Below are 16869 nucleotides of genomic sequence, written 5' to 3'. Positions count from 1 at the left end.
TGGTCGCGACACCAACAAGATACTCATTGATCAGTGATGTTGTTTGCTGATGTGGCGTATGACGCTTTTAAAGTAATCATTCATCGACGGATTAACACTCATCTCGAAGTACGACATGCACAGACTTAGCTTTATTAGCTAAGAAGAGTATCTCGCATGATATGTGCATGCCGTGCGAGCTTGTACTTTACATCCCGTTGGAAAACTCAGGAATGCTCATATCGACTGCCGCACGTACAGCGCAAAGAGCTGTTGCGTAGTGGCCAAGCACGCCTAAAGCATAATCAATGCGTGGTCGTAAACGCTGGTCGTTGTCATCGACTACAGGTCCTGGATGCAGCATATCGTTGGCTTGGCGAACGATAATTTGCTCGGGGATATAACACAGACGATTATTTTTAAAACTCGAACTGCGCAGCTCACTTATCGGGTAGGCACCGCCAACACCAGATGATACGGAAACTAACAGCCCAGGTTTATGTGCTAACTCAGCTTTGCTCGCGAGTACGAAAAAGTTTTTCAAGGCAGGACTGGCCATGCCGTGCCATTCAGGTGTGATAACAATTACTGCATCAGCAGCTTTCAAACGTTCTGCGTAGTCATGCCATAAACCATCATTTTGCTCAGGCCAGAGTGGTAAAGGACTGGTGCCTAAATCAATCAATGAACAACGACTGTCTTCGCTGAGTTGCAAATCAATCAAGCGCTGGCGCATGTATTCGCCAACGCGTGCTGACTCACTTTGTGGGCGGCCAGAGCCTGAAATGACAACGTAATTAAGCATTGCAGCCTCTCTTAACAGTATTAAATAAAGCTTGAGTTTAGCCTGAAATAAGAAACCTGTGGCAAGTCTGCTGCTTTCTTGTGGTCTTACTAAAATTAACTTTAAAAGTGCGTGATCATTATCTAACAGATGAGAGCCGTTGATTTATCCTTTAAAAAACTCACCGGGCGTGTTGCCAAAATGATCTCCAAATGCGGCAATAAAAGCTGAGGTGGATTCATAGCCACAGGCTAAAGCGACTTCAGTGACCGCTTGTTTTTGTTCGAGTAAAGGCAAGGCATTAAGCAAGCGTAAACGCTGCCGCCACAAGCGAAACGTCAGTCCGGTTTGCTGCACAAATAAACGGCTCAAAGTTTTTTCTGAGACATGTAAACGCTCTGCCCATTGGCTTAATGTGTCGGTAGCGTCGGGATGCTTCTGCAGTTGCGCGACTATTTTTTGTAAACGTTTATCCGCAGGCAAAGGCAGCATTAAACCCATATCTGGCGCATGGGTCAGTTGATCCAATAACACTGCCGCCAAACGTCCTTCGGCGCTTTTTTCATCGTACTCAATAGGTAACTCGCCGAAGGCCCGAATCAGTTCTTTGAGCAGAGGCGTTACTTCTACCACACGGCAGGTCTGCGGCGGCTCAACGAGTACCTGATGGTCGATGTATAAACTGCGAATTTGCGTGTGTACTGAGCTGTGCACGCGGTGTTTGATGCCCGCTGGAATCCATACAGCGCGCTGCGGCGGTGCAATAAAACGGCCATGCGTGGTTTGGACTTCTAAAACTCCGCTAATGGCATAGGAAAACTGCACCCAAGGGTGGCTGTGACGATAGCCTAAGACTTTGTTGGGTAGCGCCTCTGTTTGCCCGTAGATGGGGCGTGGTAAGTCTTTTAAGTCACTAAGGCGTTGCTCAAGTGCGCTTTTCATGTCCGTTAGTCGATACTCTTTGGCTGATTGGCGTTAGCCGGATTATTTCATATCCAGTAGAGTCGCGTCATATTAGATTTGATGGTGCCTTTAATTATGTTTCGTTTGCGTATTTTGTTCGATAACTTCACCTTGATTTTAATCGCGGTGGTGTTGGCTGCGACCTTTATTCCTGCACAGGGTATGGGGGCGACCTTTTTTCAGTGGCTGACTAATTTTGCCATTGCTTTGCTGTTCTTTTTACACGGCGCTAAGTTGTCGCGCCATGCCATTATTGCTGGGGTGATGCATTGGCGTTTGCATCTGCTGGTGTTTGCCTGCACCTTTATTTTATTTCCGCTGTTGATGCTGTCATTGCAGCCGCTGATCCGTCCTGTTTTAGGTGATGAGTTGTGGATCGGTATGCTGTATTTAGCTGCTCTGCCGGGCACGGTGCAGTCGGCAATTGCTTTTACTTCGATTGCCCGCGGTAATATTCCTGCGGCGGTTTGTGCGGCTTCTGCTTCGAGTTTAGTTGGCATTTTAGTTACACCGTTATTGGTGAAAATGATGCTGGATGCCGATGCGGGTACGACTGGGATGCTTGAGGCGGTGATCAGAATTAGTCTGCAATTATTACTACCGTTTTTAGTGGGTCATTACATGCGCCGTTGGATTGGTAGTTGGGTTGATCGTAATGCCCGTTGGTTAAAAAATGTTGATCAAAGTTCGATTTTGTTGGTGGTTTACACGGCCTTTAGTGCCGCGGTGATTGGTGGGTTGTGGAGCGCGGTGCCGCCTGCTTCGTTGATTATGTTGAGTGTGGTCTGCAGTGTGATTTTAGCTATGGTTTTGTTTGCCACAACATGGCTGGCGCGTCGTTTTAAGTTTAATAAAGAAGATGAGATTACCATTGTATTTTGTGGTTCAAAGAAGAGTATGGCGACTGGTATTCCGATGGCTTCGGTGTTGTTTGCTGGTGGTGCGGTGGGACCGGCGATTCTTCCGTTAATGGTGTTCCATCAAATCCAATTGATGGTGTGCGCGGTGATGGCCCAGCAATATGCTACTCGTTGTGAGGAAGATGGCGCGCAGTGTGCTGATTGAGTTATGCAAAGCAAAGCATTCAGAATGATTTGTGCATGGCGTACCTTGTTCGTATCGCTTTTCCCTCAGCGGGTCATCCTGACCCGATTCGGGGCTGCGCCATCCGTGGCTCCGCTGGTCGCGACACGAACAAGGTACTCATTGATTATTGGTGTTGCCTGCGAATTTGACGCATGACGCTTTTAAAACCATTACTCTGCGCAGATGTATTCAGTTCTGTTGGTCTGCAACAAGTGTAAATTTGTATAGATTATTGAAATTGCAATAGTGCAAACACCGCAAATGGTCAACGAGTGCTTCGGGGTGGGTGTGGTGAGCGAGCCAAGGATGGCGAGCGCCGGAGTTGAGCCCTGGATAGGCTCATCGACGGATTAATACTTGCCCCGAAGTACGACATGCACAGACTTAGCGTTTTAAGCACAGCAAAGTAGCAAGGACGATTTGTGCATGCCGTACCTTGCTAGTATCGCTTTTCCCTCAGCGGGTCATCCTGACCCGATTCGGGGCTGCGCCATCCGTGGCTCCGCTGGTCGCGATACTAACAAGATACTCATTGATCAATGGTGTTGTTTGCAACACTGTACATGGTCACTATCGCGGGCATGGCCAGCTCATACAGGGGTTAATAGGACAAACTCTGCAGATGGTTACAGTTGCACTCCGTGCGGCTTGCCGGTGCGAGCCAAACAGTAGACATCGACTCGTGCGGCACCATGCTTGAGCAATAGCCCGCTAATGATTGAGCAGGTGGTACCTGTCGTCAGCACATCGTCAACTAAAACGATGTGTTTGTTGCTTACCTGCGTAGGATCAGTCAATTGAAACGCATTATGCAAATTATCGCGCCGCGCTTTAGCGCTTAAACCTTGTTGGCTGACTGTTTCGCGAGTGCGCAATAAGAGTTGCTGAGGATTATGCAAACCGAGCGCTTTAGCTAACCAATCACAGATCATTTGCGCTTGGTTATAACCGCGCTGGCGCTGCCTGCGTTTTGCTAAAGGCACCGCTAAAATCAGATCAGGACGTTGCCCACCTTCATCAAAATAATAGGTTACATACTGCACCAGCAGCGCACTTAATAAGCGTCCATAGGGCCAGCGTTGTTGGTATTTAAAGCGACTGATCAGGGTGTCGATAGGGAAATCAAACTGCAGTGGCGTGACAACTTGGCTAAAAAGTGGTGGATTATCTGTGCAATCAGCACAAAGCGCTTGGTGGTTAGGCATCGGCAGTGCGCATTGTCGACACTGCCCGCTAAGCCATGGTAGCTCTGCTTCACAGTCTTCGCAAAGTGCCAACGCACGGTGACTAGGGCCATCGCAAAGCAAACAAGATTGTTTGTTTATTAACCACTGGTAAACCTTGTTGACGTGACTCGGTTGACAGCTCATGGCGTCTCCTTGATTATTATTGCAATGCATCCTGCATGCCTGAAGTTTAGCAGCCCGCCGCTTAATGGTTAATTAAAAGTAAACGGCCAATAAAAAGGAACATCCATGACCACCAGCCCTCATGCTGACACTCGTCACGACTGGACACTTGCCGAAGTGACCGCTCTGTTACAGCAGCCCTTCAATGATCTGATTTTTCAAGCACAAAGCGTGCATCGTCAGCACTTTAATGCCAATCGCGTACAGGTCTCGACCTTACTGTCGATTAAAACCGGCGCTTGTCCAGAAGACTGTAAATATTGTCCGCAGTCTGGGCACTACAACACTGGGCTGGATAAAGAAAAACTGATGGAAGTGCAGAAGGTTTTGGACGAAGCCAAGCGCGCCAAAGAAATTGGTTCAACGCGTTTTTGCATGGGCGCAGCGTGGAAACATCCTTCGGCGAAAGATCTGCCTTATGTCTTGGAAATGGTTAAAGGCGTTAAAGCCATGGGCATGGAAACCTGCATGACCCTTGGCAAGTTAGATGAAGCGCAAACCAAAGCATTGGCTGATGCCGGTTTAGATTATTACAACCACAACCTTGATACTTCGCCAGAGTTCTACGGCAATATTATTACCACCCGTACCTATGCCGAGCGCTTACAAACTTTAAGTTATGTACGTGATGCGGGAATGAAAATCTGCTCAGGCGGTATTTTGGGCATGGGCGAATCCATTGCTGACCGTGCTGGCTTGTTGATCCAGTTGGCCAATTTGCCAGAGCACCCAGAAAGTGTGCCGATCAATATGCTGGTGAAAGTTGAAGGCACGCCGTTAGAAAATGCCGAGGATGTCGATCCCTTTGATTTTATCCGCATGCTCGCTGTGGCGCGGATTATGATGCCTAAATCTCATGTGCGTTTGTCTGCAGGCCGTGAACAAATGAACGAGCAGATGCAGTCTTTAGCGTTTCTAGCGGGTGCTAACTCGATTTTCTACGGTGAAAAGCTTCTGACCACTGCCAATCCACAAGCGGATAAGGATATGCAGTTGTTTGCCCGTCTTGGGATCAAACCAGAAGCCCGTGAAGAGTATGCCGATGAAGTGCATCAGGCAGCTATTGAGCACGCCATCATCGAGCAGCGCGATGCCTCATTATTTTACGATGCGGCCACACACTAAATGATCCTGTGAGTGGGCAGGCTGCCAGGCTTGCCACTCGCATTACGACCTTGCCTGAAAACCTTACTTTGGATTGTCATGAGCTTCGACCTTGCTGCACGTTTGGCCGCCCGCCAAGCCGATAACCTTTACCGCCAACGGCCACTATTGCAAAGCCCACAAGGGCCTGTAGTGCAGGTGGATGGTAAAGAGTATTTGGCCTTTTCATCCAATGATTATCTAGGCTTAGCCAATCACCCGCAGGTGGTGGATGCTATGCAACAGGGTGCTGCGCGCTGGGGTGTTGGTGGTGGTGCTTCGCATTTAGTCATTGGCCATAGCGAGCCGCATCATCAGCTGGAGCAGGCATTGGCAGAGTTTACTGGTCGCGACCGTGTGCTACTGATGAGCAGCGGTTATATGGCCAATTTAGCGGTGATTACCGCGCTGGTTGGGCAGGGTGATACTGTGCTGCATGACCGTCTTAACCATGCCTCGCTGCTGGATGCTGGGCTGTTATCAGGCGCGCGCTTTAGCCGTTATTTACACAATGATCTCGACAGCCTCAAGCAGCGTTTCCAGCGCGCGCAGGGTCATACGCTGTTGGTAACTGACGGCGTCTTTAGTATGGACGGCGATCTGGCGCGTTTGCCCGAATTAGCAGAACAGGCCAAAGCTCACGGGGCATGGCTGATGGTGGATGATGCCCATGGTTTTGGTGTGCTGGGCAAAAACGGTGGTGGTTTGGTTGAGCATTACGGCTTAACGGCTAGCGAAGTGCCGGTGTTGGTGGGCACCTTGGGTAAATCCTTTGGTACGGCGGGTGCTTTTGTTGCCGGTAGCGAAGAGTTGATTGAAACCCTGATTCAGTTTGCGCGGCCTTATATTTACACCACCAGTTCACCGCCAGCCGTGGCCTGTGCGACGCTGGCCAGTCTAGAGCTGTTGCAAACAGAGCATTGGCGCCGTGAGCATCTGCAACAATTAATTCAGCAGTTTCGTCAGGGTGCCAAAGCCCTAGGTTTGAATTTAATGGACAGCCCCACGCCGATTCAACCGATCATTATTGGTGATAGCGCGCAGGCGATGGCGATTTCAGCCAAGCTGCGTGAATTGGGTATTTTAGTCGGCGCGATTCGTCCGCCAACCGTGCCGGCGGGTAGTGCGCGCTTACGCATCACGCTTACTGCAGCGCACAGCACCGAGCAGGTGCAGCAGTTACTCGATGGCTTGGCCGCTTGCCAGCTGGAGACGCGTGATGAGTAAACATCTGGTATTGCTTCCCGGCTGGGGATTAGGCGTGGTGCCGCTACAGATTTTAGCGGAGCAACTGGATGCTGCTTTACCGCAGCTAACAGTACAGATTCAGCCATTACCTGATGTGCGCGGAAAAAGTACCGAGGCGCTGATTGCATTGCTCGATCAACAGTTGCCGAGTGATTGCTGGCTAATGGGCTGGTCGTTGGGTGGCATGTTAGCCACGGCTCTGGCGGCGTATCGGCAATCAGCCTGTGCAGGATTGATCAGTTATGCCAGTAATCCTTGTTTTGTCGCGCGTGACACCTGGCCAGCGGCAATGCCAGTGGATACTTTTACCGCGTTTCGCCAGCTCTGTGCTGAGGATTTCGCCGCAGGTCTAAAGCGTTTTGTGCTGTTATGCAGTCAAGGTGCTGCGCAGCCTCGAGCATTATCGCGGCAGTTATTAGAGGCTGCTGCAGTGGCTGATTCTGGCTGTGCTTTAGCCGGATTAGATCTGTTGGCTGAGTTGGATAATCGTGTCGCAATCAGTGCCTTTGCAGGCCCACAGCTACATCTATTAGCTGAGCAGGATGCCTTAGTGCCGTCGCTGGCGCTTAGCAGTATGCGAGAGCTCAATGCACAAGCCACTGTGGAATTATTCGGACAAAGCCATGCGGGGCTTATTGTTGAGTCGCAATTATTAGCCCAGCGCATTGCCGACTTTATTTTGCGTGGTCAGCATGCTTGAGTTTTCAGGGCAACAGCAGAACAACAAGCAACAGGTTGCCGCAGCATTTTCACGCGCCGCTGAAACCTATGACAGCGTGGCCGATTTTCAGCGCGCGGTGGGCGCACGTTTATTAAGCTTACTGCCTGAATCAATCTGCCCTGCGCATATCCAGCAATGGCTGGATCTTGGCTGTGGCACAGGCTATTTCTGCGAACACTTACAGCAACGTTTTGCCAGTGCGCGCGGTACCGGCCTTGATCTTGCCCAAGGTATGTTGGCCTTTGCGCGTACACGCTGCCCAGACCTCAGCTATATCTGCGCCGATGCTGAGCAGCTGCCACTGCAGGACAATAGCCAAGATCTGGTTTTTAGCAGTTTAGCGCTGCAGTGGTGTACTGATTTTTCTAAGGTTTTGCATGAAGCGCATCGAGTACTAAAACCTGGCGGTGTGCTGCTGTTTAGTAGCCTGGCAGATGGCTCATTAATCGAGCTGCGCCGTAGCTGGCAGGCGGTGGATAACGCCACTCACGTCAATCAATTTCGCACACTTAAGCGCTATCAGGAATTAACCGCTGCCAGTGCTTTGCAGGTGCTGGATTTGCACTGTCATACGCATATCTATCATTACGCCAAAGTGGCTGACCTGACCCATGAGCTGAAGCATTTAGGAGCCGATCATTTGCAAGATGGACGTGCGCCAGGTTTAGTTAGCCGGCAAGGCTTGCAACGCTTGCTGAATGCTTATGAATACTACCGTCAGCCGCAAGGTTTGCCTGCAACTTGGCAGGTGGTCTACGGCGTATTACGTAAAGAGGGTTAAGCATGGCACAGGCATTTTTTATTACTGGCACAGACACCGATGCCGGCAAAACCAGCGTTGCCGCAGGACTGCTCTGCGCGGCCAAACAACAAGGTTGCAGCACCTTAGCAATGAAACCTGTGGCCTCCGGTTGTGAGATGACCGAGCAGGGGCTACGCAATAGCGATGCTTTGGCCTTAATCGCGCAAAGCACGGTGCAACTGCCTTACTCACAGATCAATCCCTATGCTTTTGCTCCGGCGATTGCCCCGCATATTGCTGCGCAGGAAGCGGGTGTTGAGTTATCCGTGGCTGACTTATATCGGACGGCACAGGTAATTTTGCAACAACAGGCCGACTTTACTGTGATTGAAGGCGCTGGCGGCTGGCGCGTACCGATCTCTAATACGGAATTCCTCTCAGACTTTGCCATTGCCCTGCAGCTACCAGTGATCTTAGTGGTAGGGGTGAAGCTGGGCTGTATTAATCATGCTTTATTGAGTGCGCAAGCCATCCTCAATGACGGCCTGGAGCTGGCTGGCTGGGTAGCGAATGTGGTGGACCCCAACTGCGCGCGCTTAGCGGAAAACCTAGCAACCTTACAGCAGCTGATGCCTGCACCGTGTTTGGCTGAAGTGCCACATCTAACTCATGCGAATGCTGAGCATGTTGCTGAGTATGTAAAGCTCATCCCGCAAAGCATGTTGTAAAGTGTGTGCTAAAGGCTGTGCTGGATGTAAGGCAAGGATAATTAATTGGCATCGCGGCAAGCAGCTTAATACGGTGACAATCTATAACCCATTGATATGGCAAATCACATCGATGATTTTCCGTTATTTTTATCGCGATTTTTGATTTGTTAAGTGTTGTTTGAAAATTCTTTTATTGAATCTGTGTGTTGGTAAAAGCTTCGCGGCTGGACATAAAAGTATTTTTAAGTACACTCACTTTCGCTAATAAATAGCGTCATTATTCAGGGAGTTATAGGATGTTGAAGAAAACATTATTGGCTGCAGCAGTATTCGCGTGTGCCACAACTGCAGTGCAGGCCAACGAAGTATCGGGTTATTTGACGGGTAGTATTGGTCAGGCGAAGGCTGAGAAGCCAAAAGTAGCTAAAGAAATACAGAGTGTGTTTGCAAACGCTGGTGGAAGTACATCTACTGATCGTACAGACACTGCTTACAAAATTGCTGTTGGCTTACAAGCAAATCCGTATGTTGCGCTTGAGGCACAGTATATTGATTTAGGTAAATCAACTTATAAGGGTGCTATTAGTGGCCCAGGTGGTTCTTTTTCAACTAAAGCTGATTTTGAAACGAGTGGTTTGGGAGCTAACCTAGTTGGAACTTTACCGCTTGATGATTTTGCATTGTTTGCTAAAGTTGGCTATCACTACTTAAAAACTAAAACGTCAGTTAAATTGGCTGGCAACATCATTTCAGGTTCTGATAGTGAGGCAGTTAGAAAATGGACACCTTCTTTTGGCGTTGGTGCTTCGTACAACTTCACTAAAGAACTCGCTGTAGTTGCTGAGTACGAGCGCTACCAAGATGTTGCAGACAAGAAAATTGACGGTGTTAATGTCAAACACAACATCGACCTCGCCTCTGTCGGCCTACGCTACAACTTCTAAGTAAGCAAAGTCTGCCGTTGCAATGGCGGCAGACTGTATACAGCCTAACTAACTTTTATGGCTGCACTATCAAGTTATTAAATAACAAATCATCCACCAATATTTCGCCTTCCTCTTCTTTTAGGGTGTTTTGCACTTGTAGCAAAGCGGCTTGACGCATCGCTTCCTTACCCTCATTGGATCCTAGATTCTCATCAGTTTGCTGAGCGAACAGCTGAATCAATTGGTCGCGAATCAGTGGCTCGTGGTATTCAACCCTAGCCACGTTTTCTGCTTTAACGCGTAAAGCAATATCGGCTTTGTAGTATTTAAGTTTGCCACCAGCACCATAATTACCCACTAAAGCAGGTACTAAATTGACATACGCGGACGGTGCAGCAACGACAGGCGTTTGCTCATCTTCTTGCGCGTACGCTGTTAGCCCGCTGAACGAAAAAGCCAGTAATAGGATCGATACATATTTCACAGTGACTGCTCCATGGCATAAATGAATTCATGTTCCACAGTATACGTTTAGGCTTGTAGAGTTTGTTATTGATTTATGAGGCAAGCCATTGTCATAGGCTGCTAGATGGTTTAAATGCAGTTGTACATAGGCTGAATTAAAGGTTGACAGTAATAATGCACTATCACTTATATGCATACAGATTGAACTCTGTAGCTTGCGTACTACACTCAAGCAAACAATAAATGAGGTGCCTTATGAAAGCCGTGTTATGTAAAGCCTTTGGCCCAGCCGATACCTTGGTGATTGAAGACACCAGCAGTCCGCAGATCAAGAAAAATGAAGTGCTGCTGGATGTGCATGCGGCGGGCATTAACTTTCCTGATACTTTAATTATTGAAGGCAAATACCAGTTCAAACCGCCTTTTCCATTTTCTCCGGGTGGTGAAGCAGCAGGTGTGATCAGCGCTGTTGGCGAGAACGTCAGTCATCTTAAAGTCGGTGATCGAGTGATGGCGCTGACTGGCTGGGGCAGTTGTGCTGAGCAAATAGCTGTGCCTGCCTATAATATTTTACCGATGCCTGATGCAATGGATTTTACCACTGCGGCAGCCTTTAGCATGACTTATGGTACTGCGATTCATGCTCTTAAGCAGCGTGGTGCTTTGCAAGCCGGCGAGACGTTATTGGTGCTTGGCGCTTCCGGTGGCGTTGGTTTGGCCGCGATTGAAATTGGTAAAGCCATGGGTGCGCGAGTGATTGCTGCGGCCAGCAGTGCCGAGAAGCTTGAAGTGGCACGCCAAGCTGGCGCTGATGAGCTGATTAACTACCAAGATGAAGACGTGCGTGAACGCTTGAAAACCTTAACCAAGGGTCAAGGTGTGGATGTCGTCATTGATCCGGTGGGCGGTGATTTGTTTGAAACGGTATTCCGCTCGATTGCTTGGAACGGCCGTATGTTGGTGATTGGATTTGCTAGCGGCACGATTCCGTCATTGCCAGCCAATTTACCGCTACTCAAAGGCGCTGCGGTGATTGGTGTGTTCTGGGGCTCCTTCGCTCAGCGCCAACCGCAAGATAACGTCGCTAACTTCCAACAACTGTTTGCTTGGTTTGCCGAAGGCAAGCTGAAACCCTTGGTCTCGCAAACCTTTGCGCTAGAAGATACAGCGCAAGCGATCAATACCCTGGCTGCACGTAAGGCAGTGGGTAAGCTGGTGATCAAGGTTCGCTAATATATAAGCAGGCTGTCCACGCAGCGCTTTTTGCTGCGCTGCGTGTGACGCTGTAATACCTACCTAAATATCTCATTTTAAACACAGTTCGCCGCAACTCTGAGCCTAAAATAAAGCACTGCTTCTTTAGCAGCAGCCATAAAGAACACTGCGTTACATGCGACTTTCATCGTATAGTAGCGACAACTTTTTATTGTTTTATAGGCTGCACAACATGTTACATCGCATTGTAGTAGTGGGCGGCGGTGCTGGCGGACTTGAGTTAGCGACGCGCTTAGGTCGCACCTTAGGTAAGCGCAAGCAGGCCAAGATCACCTTAGTGGATGCCAATCTTACCCATATCTGGAAACCCTTATTGCATGAAGTGGCCACAGGCTCACTGAACAGTACGGATAATGAATTAAATTATGTTGCGCAGGCCAAATGGAATCATTTTGAATTTCAGATTGGTAAGTTTTCAGGCATTGATCGCCAAGCTAAAACCATTGAACTGAGCGCCACGCTGGATGAAAAAGGCCATCAACTGGTCCCTGCACGTAGCTTAAACTACGATACCTTAGTGGTTGCTGTCGGCAGTTTAACCAATGATTTTGGTACTAAAGGTGCGGCTGAACACTGCATTTTTCTGGACAGCCCACAACATGCGCTGAACTTTCATAGGCGTTTGCTGGGTGAGTATTTAAGTGCGCATGCCAAAGGTGATGACGACAATATCGTCAATATTGCTATCGTCGGCGCTGGCGCAACCGGGGTGGAATTGGCTGCTGAATTACGCCATGCCTCGCAACAGTTATCGGCCTATGGCTTAAGTAATATCCAGCCAGAGAATATGTGCATCACTATTATCGAAGCAGGACCGCGTGTTTTACCGGCCTTGTCAGAGAAAATTGCCACTGAAGTACACCAGCAACTGCTCAAGCTCGGTGTACAGATTAAGTTGTCTGCACCCGTTGAAGAAATTACCGCTGAAGGCATGCACACTAAAGATGGCGGGTTTATTCCGGCATCGTTAAAAGTCTGGGCGGCAGGTGTGCGTGGGCCTAAGTTTTTAACCGAACTGGATGGTTTAGAAAACAATCGGATTAATCAATTGGTGGTGCGTACTACACTGCAAACCACGCTGGACGATGATATTTTTGCTTTAGGTGACTGCGCTGCTTGCCCGTTGACTGAAGGCAGCGATAAAAATGTACCGCCACGCGCACAATCAGCGCATCAGCAAGCCAGCTTTTTAAGTAAAAGCTTAGCCTTGAAGCTGCAAGGTAAAGCCTTGCCGAGCTATCAATACCGCGACTACGGCTCTTTGGTGTCTCTCTCGCAATACAGTGCGGTGGGCAACATCATGGGCGGCTTTATGCGTACGGTTAATGTTGAAGGCTGGATGGCGCGGATGTTCTATATCTCTTTGTATCGCATGCATCAGGTTGTACTCTACGGCGTGTTTCGTACAGCTTTAATTATGCTCAGTGATCGCATCGGCAAGCGCACCCATCCGCGGATGAAGTTGCACTAGGCAGTGGTTTTGCTGTCTATTGAACAGCCTGATGCGTATGGCTTGAGAGTCATGCTGATCAGGCATCCAGTCGCTTTTACAGAGTAGAGAGGTGATGGCTTTTGATGACATCGATAGAAGAGTTGGATGCAGTGCGCTTGCGCTGTAAAAGCATGGTAAAAAAACGCGCTTTAGCCTCCAGCGGGATGGTGCTCGTGCCGCTGCCAGGTGCCGATATTGCCGCTGATGTGGGATTGCTTTTAGAGCTGTTACCCGCGATTAATCGTCAGTTTGGTTTAACGCCTGAGCAAATTAATCGTCTCGATCCGCAGTTTAAAAGTTTCTTGTACGGAGTGATTAAAACCACTGGCAGCCGTGTGATCGGACAGCTGATCACCAAGCAAGTGGTGTTGCTGCTGTTGCAGAAAGTCGGTCTGCGCTTAACCGCTAAACAAGCGCTCAAGTTTATCCCTTTTGCCGGTCAGGCGGCAGCTGCGGCGCTGAGTGGCAGCGCGATGCTCTTGATTGGTCATGCACACATTGAAGAGTGCTATGCCATTGCGAAAAAAGGCTTTGAGTACCAAGCCTTGCCGCAAATTGATGAATAAGTGATCTGATAACAGCAGGTTAAATATCAACGCATTGATTATTGAGAAGAGCTAGGTATGCCACATCCAGAGACCCACAAAATTCAACACATTGGTTTACTAAGAGCTGCAGTTTTGGGCGCCAATGACGGTATTCTGTCTACTGCCAGCTTATTGCTCGGCGTAGTCGCGGCCGGTGCTGGAACGCAAACAATACTGATGACAGGCGTTGCCGGTTTAGTGGCAGGAGCGATGTCTATGGCCGCCGGAGAGTATGTCTCGGTGAGCTCGCAAACCGATACTGAACACGCTGATTTAGCCATTGAGCGTCGAGAATTAGCTGATGATCCAGAGTATGAGTTGGCTGAGTTAGCGGGTATTTATCGCGAGCGAGGATTGGATGCTGAGCTAGCTCAGCAAGTCGCAGTGCAACTGACTGCTCATGATGCATTGGCTGCACATGCGCGCGATGAGTTGGGGTTAACCGATGAGATGCAAGCCCGACCCGTGCAGGCAGCGCTATCATCGGCACTGACATTTTCAGTGGGTGCTTTTTTGCCCTTGCTGATGGTGCTGCTTTTTCCTGCGCAGCTTTTACTTTACGTCATCCCTGCTAGTGCATTATTTTTTCTTATGTTACTTGGTGGTTTAGCTGCCTATGCGGGCGGTGCCAGTGTCGCTAAAGGTGCCTATCGAGTGGCGTTTTGGGGCGCGTTGGCGATGGGCTTAACCGCTGCGGTCGGATCATTATTTGGTGTATCCGTTTAGCTTCTGAGTGGGATTGTTTAAGCGCTTGGCAGTTTAGTGTGTTCAAGCACATGTTCTGCCAGTTTCAGACCCGTCTCGGAAAAGGTTTTATGGATAAAGTCAGCGCCAGCAGCGCGAATACTATCGGCGTGTTCAGGGTATAAACAGTGGCTGATAATAAACCCTTTAAAACCAGTTTCGCGCAGTTTTTGAGCAGCGAGAGTTTTTGCCTCTAAATCATTGGCCGCTAGAATTACATATTTTAAGTGTGGCGCATGCAAACGCTTCCAGAAAACAGTGTCTTCCGCATCAGCGAATAAGCTGTGAATGCCGTCCTGAATTTGTTGCTCAATTTTGATTGGATCCGAATCAATGCCGAGCACAGAATAGCCTTTGTCGTGCAAGGCTTGATAAGAAGCCATACCCGTACGACCCATACCGACAATAAGAATTTCATCCTCGATATACAGCGGTTGCTCATCGGGATGGAAGCCTTTGCGCTCCATTAAAATCAGATATTTACTGAGTTTTTCATACAAAGTATGGGCAAAACGATTGAGTTGTGCTGATACGATAAAGGAAAAAGCCACTGTCAACGCCAGCGGAATAATCCACTCTGGAATGGCAATACTGGCGACAATCAAACCAAACTCACTGTAGTTGGTTAGGCTTAAGCTGGTTAAAAAGGCGCTGCGCGCGCGCAGCTTAAAGAGCACCATCAAGGCAAAAAATAACACGCCTTTTAACGGTAAAGCGACCGCCATAATCAGGGCGAAAATAACCGCATTCTGGTCTGGTAGGCCGCCAATACCGATTTGTAAGAAGAAACCCACTAAGAAGATTTCTTTAATACTCCAGAGTGCTTTGGATAACTCACTGGAGCGTGGATGATTGGCGAGTAGCGCGCCAAAGGCCAGGGCGCCGAGCTCTGAACTTAAACCAATCTGCTCAAAGCCATAACCACCGACCACTAATGCCAGCAGTAAACCCAATAAAACCAACAGCTCTTCGTGGCCGCTGTAATCAACCAAGCGATAAATCAGCGGGCGCAGCAAGGGTATGCCAAATACCACTAGTGCCCACATCGAAGGTGTTTGCCCGCTGGCAATACTCATCACACATAAAGCGATTAAATCTTGTACCACCAAAATACCGATGGCGACGCGGCCGTGAAAAGCGCGCAGTTCCCGTTTGCCGTCGAGTACTTTGGCGGCCAACACTGTGCTGGAAAAGGACAAGGCAATCGACAGCATGACCGCTGTGTACCAATTGACCTCTAAAAATAAGAAAAACGCCGGGGTAAACACCACTGTACTGATGAAGAAATGCAATAGGCCGCCGCCCATCACTTCAGGACGCACTAAGCTTTTGACTTTAAGTTTAAGGCCGACGGTGAATAGCAGTAGCAGCACGCCAAGGTGGGCAATATGTTGCAGCGCTGAAGTGCTGTCGACGCTTAAACCCAGATAGTCTGCTGAGGCCGCAATCGAAAAACCTGCAGCCAAATAGCCAATCAAAGGCGGCAGTCCGATCATGCGAACAGCGATTCCTAAGCTAAAGGCAAAGACAATCCATACAGCTTCAATCACAACAGTTCCTTGGCGGAGAGAATATCGTTGCGCATTTTAGCAAAGATACTTGCAGGTATTGTGTTATTTAGCGGCGCTTAAGTTACTGCTAATTGAGCCAATAACCCTGCGGTTTAAGCGGTTCTGGGGTCGGTAGGCCTTGTGCTTCTAAGACGTTGATTTCTATGGTGCGCTCAATGGCAAATAACGGCAGCTGATTGGGTCGCTCCCCGAAAGGTTCTTCGAGTTCTTCACTGAGCGCATCTAAACCAAAAAACGCATAAGCAACTAATGCGCTAATAAAGGGGGCGGAAATACCGACACTGGCAACTAAACCGAAGGGTAATAGAAAACAAAATAAGTAGGCAGTACGGTGCACCAGCAGCATATAGGCAAAAGGAATTGGCGTGTTATGCAAACGTTCGCAAGCCGCTTGAATCTCGGTCATTGCGGTGATGCGCGCTTCAAAGGTGGTGACTAAAATATCGGCCAACTGGCCTTGTTGCTGGGCTTTGGCGATTTCTAAACTGAGTAAACGCAACACCTGATCAGCAGGATTGTTGGCGTTATAAATAACTTGGCAGGTTTGCTCATCCAGCAGTTCATCCAACGCACCTTGCAATGGACGGCTGCGCAGCTCATACAAAAGTGCACGGCTAAAGGCGCGAATGAGCAACATGCAGCGTTGCTGAATGTGCGGCGCGGCAACCAGATAAGACATGCTCAAGCGTGCCAGAGCACGACATTCCACCAGTAAACTACCCAACTGCTGACGGGCTTCCCACCAGCGTGCATAGCTGGCGTTATTACGAAAGCCCAGTAGCAGCGACAGCATTAGACCTAAAATGCTGAAGGGTGCCAAGCCGTAGTTGGGAAAGTAGTTAGGGAATATTTCATGCACCGCAAAAGCCGCTGCTGCGAGGCTCGCGACTAAGATTACTTGCGGCATCACGGCGGGTAGCACGGAGCCTTGTAAGGTAAGTAGTAAGGGTAAAAAACCACGACGTGGGCGAACAATCATCAGGTCGTTCTCTACAAAGAAAGACCCTCAGTGTGGCGCGCGCAA

At 49.0% G+C, this 16869-nt stretch carries 16 protein-coding genes and 1 pseudogene; 11 read left to right on the top strand and 6 right to left on the bottom strand.

Going from position 1 to position 16869, the window contains the following annotated elements:
* Window positions 1–187: 187 nt before the first annotated feature.
* Window positions 188–784 (bottom strand): NADPH-dependent FMN reductase, encoded by a 597-nt coding sequence (locus H591_RS0110870; protein ID WP_022966988.1) that lies wholly within the window; start codon window positions 782–784, stop codon window positions 188–190.
* A gap of 144 nt (window positions 785–928) precedes the next feature.
* A pseudogene (locus tag H591_RS15615) lies at window positions 929–1733 on the bottom strand (AraC family transcriptional regulator).
* A gap of 68 nt (window positions 1734–1801) precedes the next feature.
* Here H591_RS15615 and H591_RS0110860 point away from each other — a divergent pair.
* Window positions 1802–2791 carry a bile acid:sodium symporter family protein gene (locus H591_RS0110860; protein ID WP_028244366.1) on the top strand — a complete coding sequence of 330 codons (990 nt, stop codon included), beginning with the start codon at window positions 1802–1804 and terminating at the stop codon, window positions 2789–2791.
* Between the two features lie 647 nt (window positions 2792–3438).
* Here the strand turns inward: H591_RS0110860 and H591_RS0110855 are convergent.
* On the bottom strand, window positions 3439–4182 hold the full coding sequence (locus H591_RS0110855) for a ComF family protein (RefSeq protein WP_022966985.1): 744 nt from the start codon (window positions 4180–4182) through the stop codon (window positions 3439–3441).
* A gap of 105 nt (window positions 4183–4287) precedes the next feature.
* On the opposite strand from H591_RS0110855, the gene bioB reads away from it, so the two are divergent.
* The 6 genes from bioB (at window position 4288) to H591_RS0110825 (ending at window position 9729) form a co-directional block, all read left to right on the top strand.
* Window positions 4288–5346 carry a biotin synthase BioB gene (gene bioB / locus H591_RS0110850; RefSeq protein ID WP_022966984.1) on the top strand — a complete coding sequence of 353 codons (1059 nt, stop codon included), beginning with the start codon at window positions 4288–4290 and terminating at the stop codon, window positions 5344–5346.
* A gap of 78 nt (window positions 5347–5424) precedes the next feature.
* Complete coding sequence (gene bioF, locus H591_RS0110845) at window positions 5425–6591, top strand: 8-amino-7-oxononanoate synthase (protein WP_028244365.1); 1167 nt, start codon at window positions 5425–5427, stop codon at window positions 6589–6591.
* Window positions 6584–7312: an alpha/beta fold hydrolase gene (locus tag H591_RS0110840; protein WP_022966982.1), complete on the top strand. Its 729-nt coding sequence runs from the start codon at window positions 6584–6586 to the stop codon at window positions 7310–7312. The genes bioF and H591_RS0110840 overlap by 8 nt, the downstream gene beginning before the upstream one ends.
* Window positions 7305–8114: a malonyl-ACP O-methyltransferase BioC gene (gene bioC, locus H591_RS0110835; protein ID WP_022966981.1), complete on the top strand. Its 810-nt coding sequence runs from the start codon at window positions 7305–7307 to the stop codon at window positions 8112–8114. Before H591_RS0110840 ends, bioC begins: the two co-directional genes overlap by 8 nt.
* A 2-nt stretch (window positions 8115–8116) precedes the next feature.
* Complete coding sequence (bioD, locus tag H591_RS0110830) at window positions 8117–8803, top strand: dethiobiotin synthase (RefSeq protein WP_022966980.1); 687 nt, start codon at window positions 8117–8119, stop codon at window positions 8801–8803.
* A 278-nt stretch (window positions 8804–9081) separates the two neighbouring features.
* Complete coding sequence (locus H591_RS0110825) at window positions 9082–9729, top strand: outer membrane beta-barrel protein (RefSeq protein ID WP_022966979.1); 648 nt, start codon at window positions 9082–9084, stop codon at window positions 9727–9729.
* A 55-nt stretch (window positions 9730–9784) separates the two neighbouring features.
* On the opposite strand, the gene H591_RS0110820 is transcribed toward H591_RS0110825, so the two are convergent.
* On the bottom strand, window positions 9785–10195 hold the full coding sequence (locus H591_RS0110820) for a flagellar basal body-associated FliL family protein (RefSeq protein WP_022966978.1): 411 nt from the start codon (window positions 10193–10195) through the stop codon (window positions 9785–9787).
* A gap of 236 nt (window positions 10196–10431) precedes the next feature.
* On the opposite strand from H591_RS0110820, the gene H591_RS0110815 reads away from it, so the two are divergent.
* The 4 genes from H591_RS0110815 (at window position 10432) to H591_RS0110800 (ending at window position 14256) form a co-directional block, all read left to right on the top strand.
* Window positions 10432–11409 (top strand): NADPH:quinone oxidoreductase family protein, encoded by a 978-nt coding sequence (locus H591_RS0110815; protein WP_022966977.1) that lies wholly within the window; start codon window positions 10432–10434, stop codon window positions 11407–11409.
* 214 nt (window positions 11410–11623) lie between these two features.
* Window positions 11624–12922, top strand: a complete 1299-nt coding sequence (locus tag H591_RS0110810; protein WP_022966976.1) for an NAD(P)/FAD-dependent oxidoreductase — start codon at window positions 11624–11626, stop codon at window positions 12920–12922.
* 101 nt (window positions 12923–13023) lie between these two features.
* Entirely contained in the window at window positions 13024–13509 is a 486-nt protein-coding gene (locus tag H591_RS15310) for a hypothetical protein (RefSeq protein ID WP_156853204.1), read from the top strand.
* A gap of 57 nt (window positions 13510–13566) precedes the next feature.
* Window positions 13567–14256 (top strand): VIT1/CCC1 transporter family protein, encoded by a 690-nt coding sequence (locus H591_RS0110800; RefSeq protein WP_022966974.1) that lies wholly within the window; start codon window positions 13567–13569, stop codon window positions 14254–14256.
* Window positions 14257–14273: 17 nt separating this feature from the next.
* Here H591_RS0110800 and H591_RS0110795 read toward each other — a convergent pair whose 3' ends face one another.
* The gene (locus tag H591_RS0110795) at window positions 14274–15824 is read right to left on the bottom strand and encodes a cation:proton antiporter family protein (RefSeq protein WP_022966973.1); all 1551 of its coding nucleotides are present in this window, start codon (window positions 15822–15824) and stop codon (window positions 14274–14276) included.
* An 88-nt stretch (window positions 15825–15912) separates the two neighbouring features.
* Window positions 15913–16824 (bottom strand): bestrophin family protein, encoded by a 912-nt coding sequence (locus H591_RS0110790; protein ID WP_022966972.1) that lies wholly within the window; start codon window positions 16822–16824, stop codon window positions 15913–15915.
* Between the last annotated feature and the right edge of the window lie 45 nt (window positions 16825–16869).

Source organism: Denitrificimonas caeni DSM 24390, assembly GCF_000421765.1.
GTDB classification, from domain to species: domain Bacteria; phylum Pseudomonadota; class Gammaproteobacteria; order Pseudomonadales; family Pseudomonadaceae; genus Denitrificimonas; species Denitrificimonas caeni.
The sequence above is the reverse complement of the archived record's forward strand: the minus strand, read 5'-3'. Positions and strand labels throughout refer to the sequence as shown.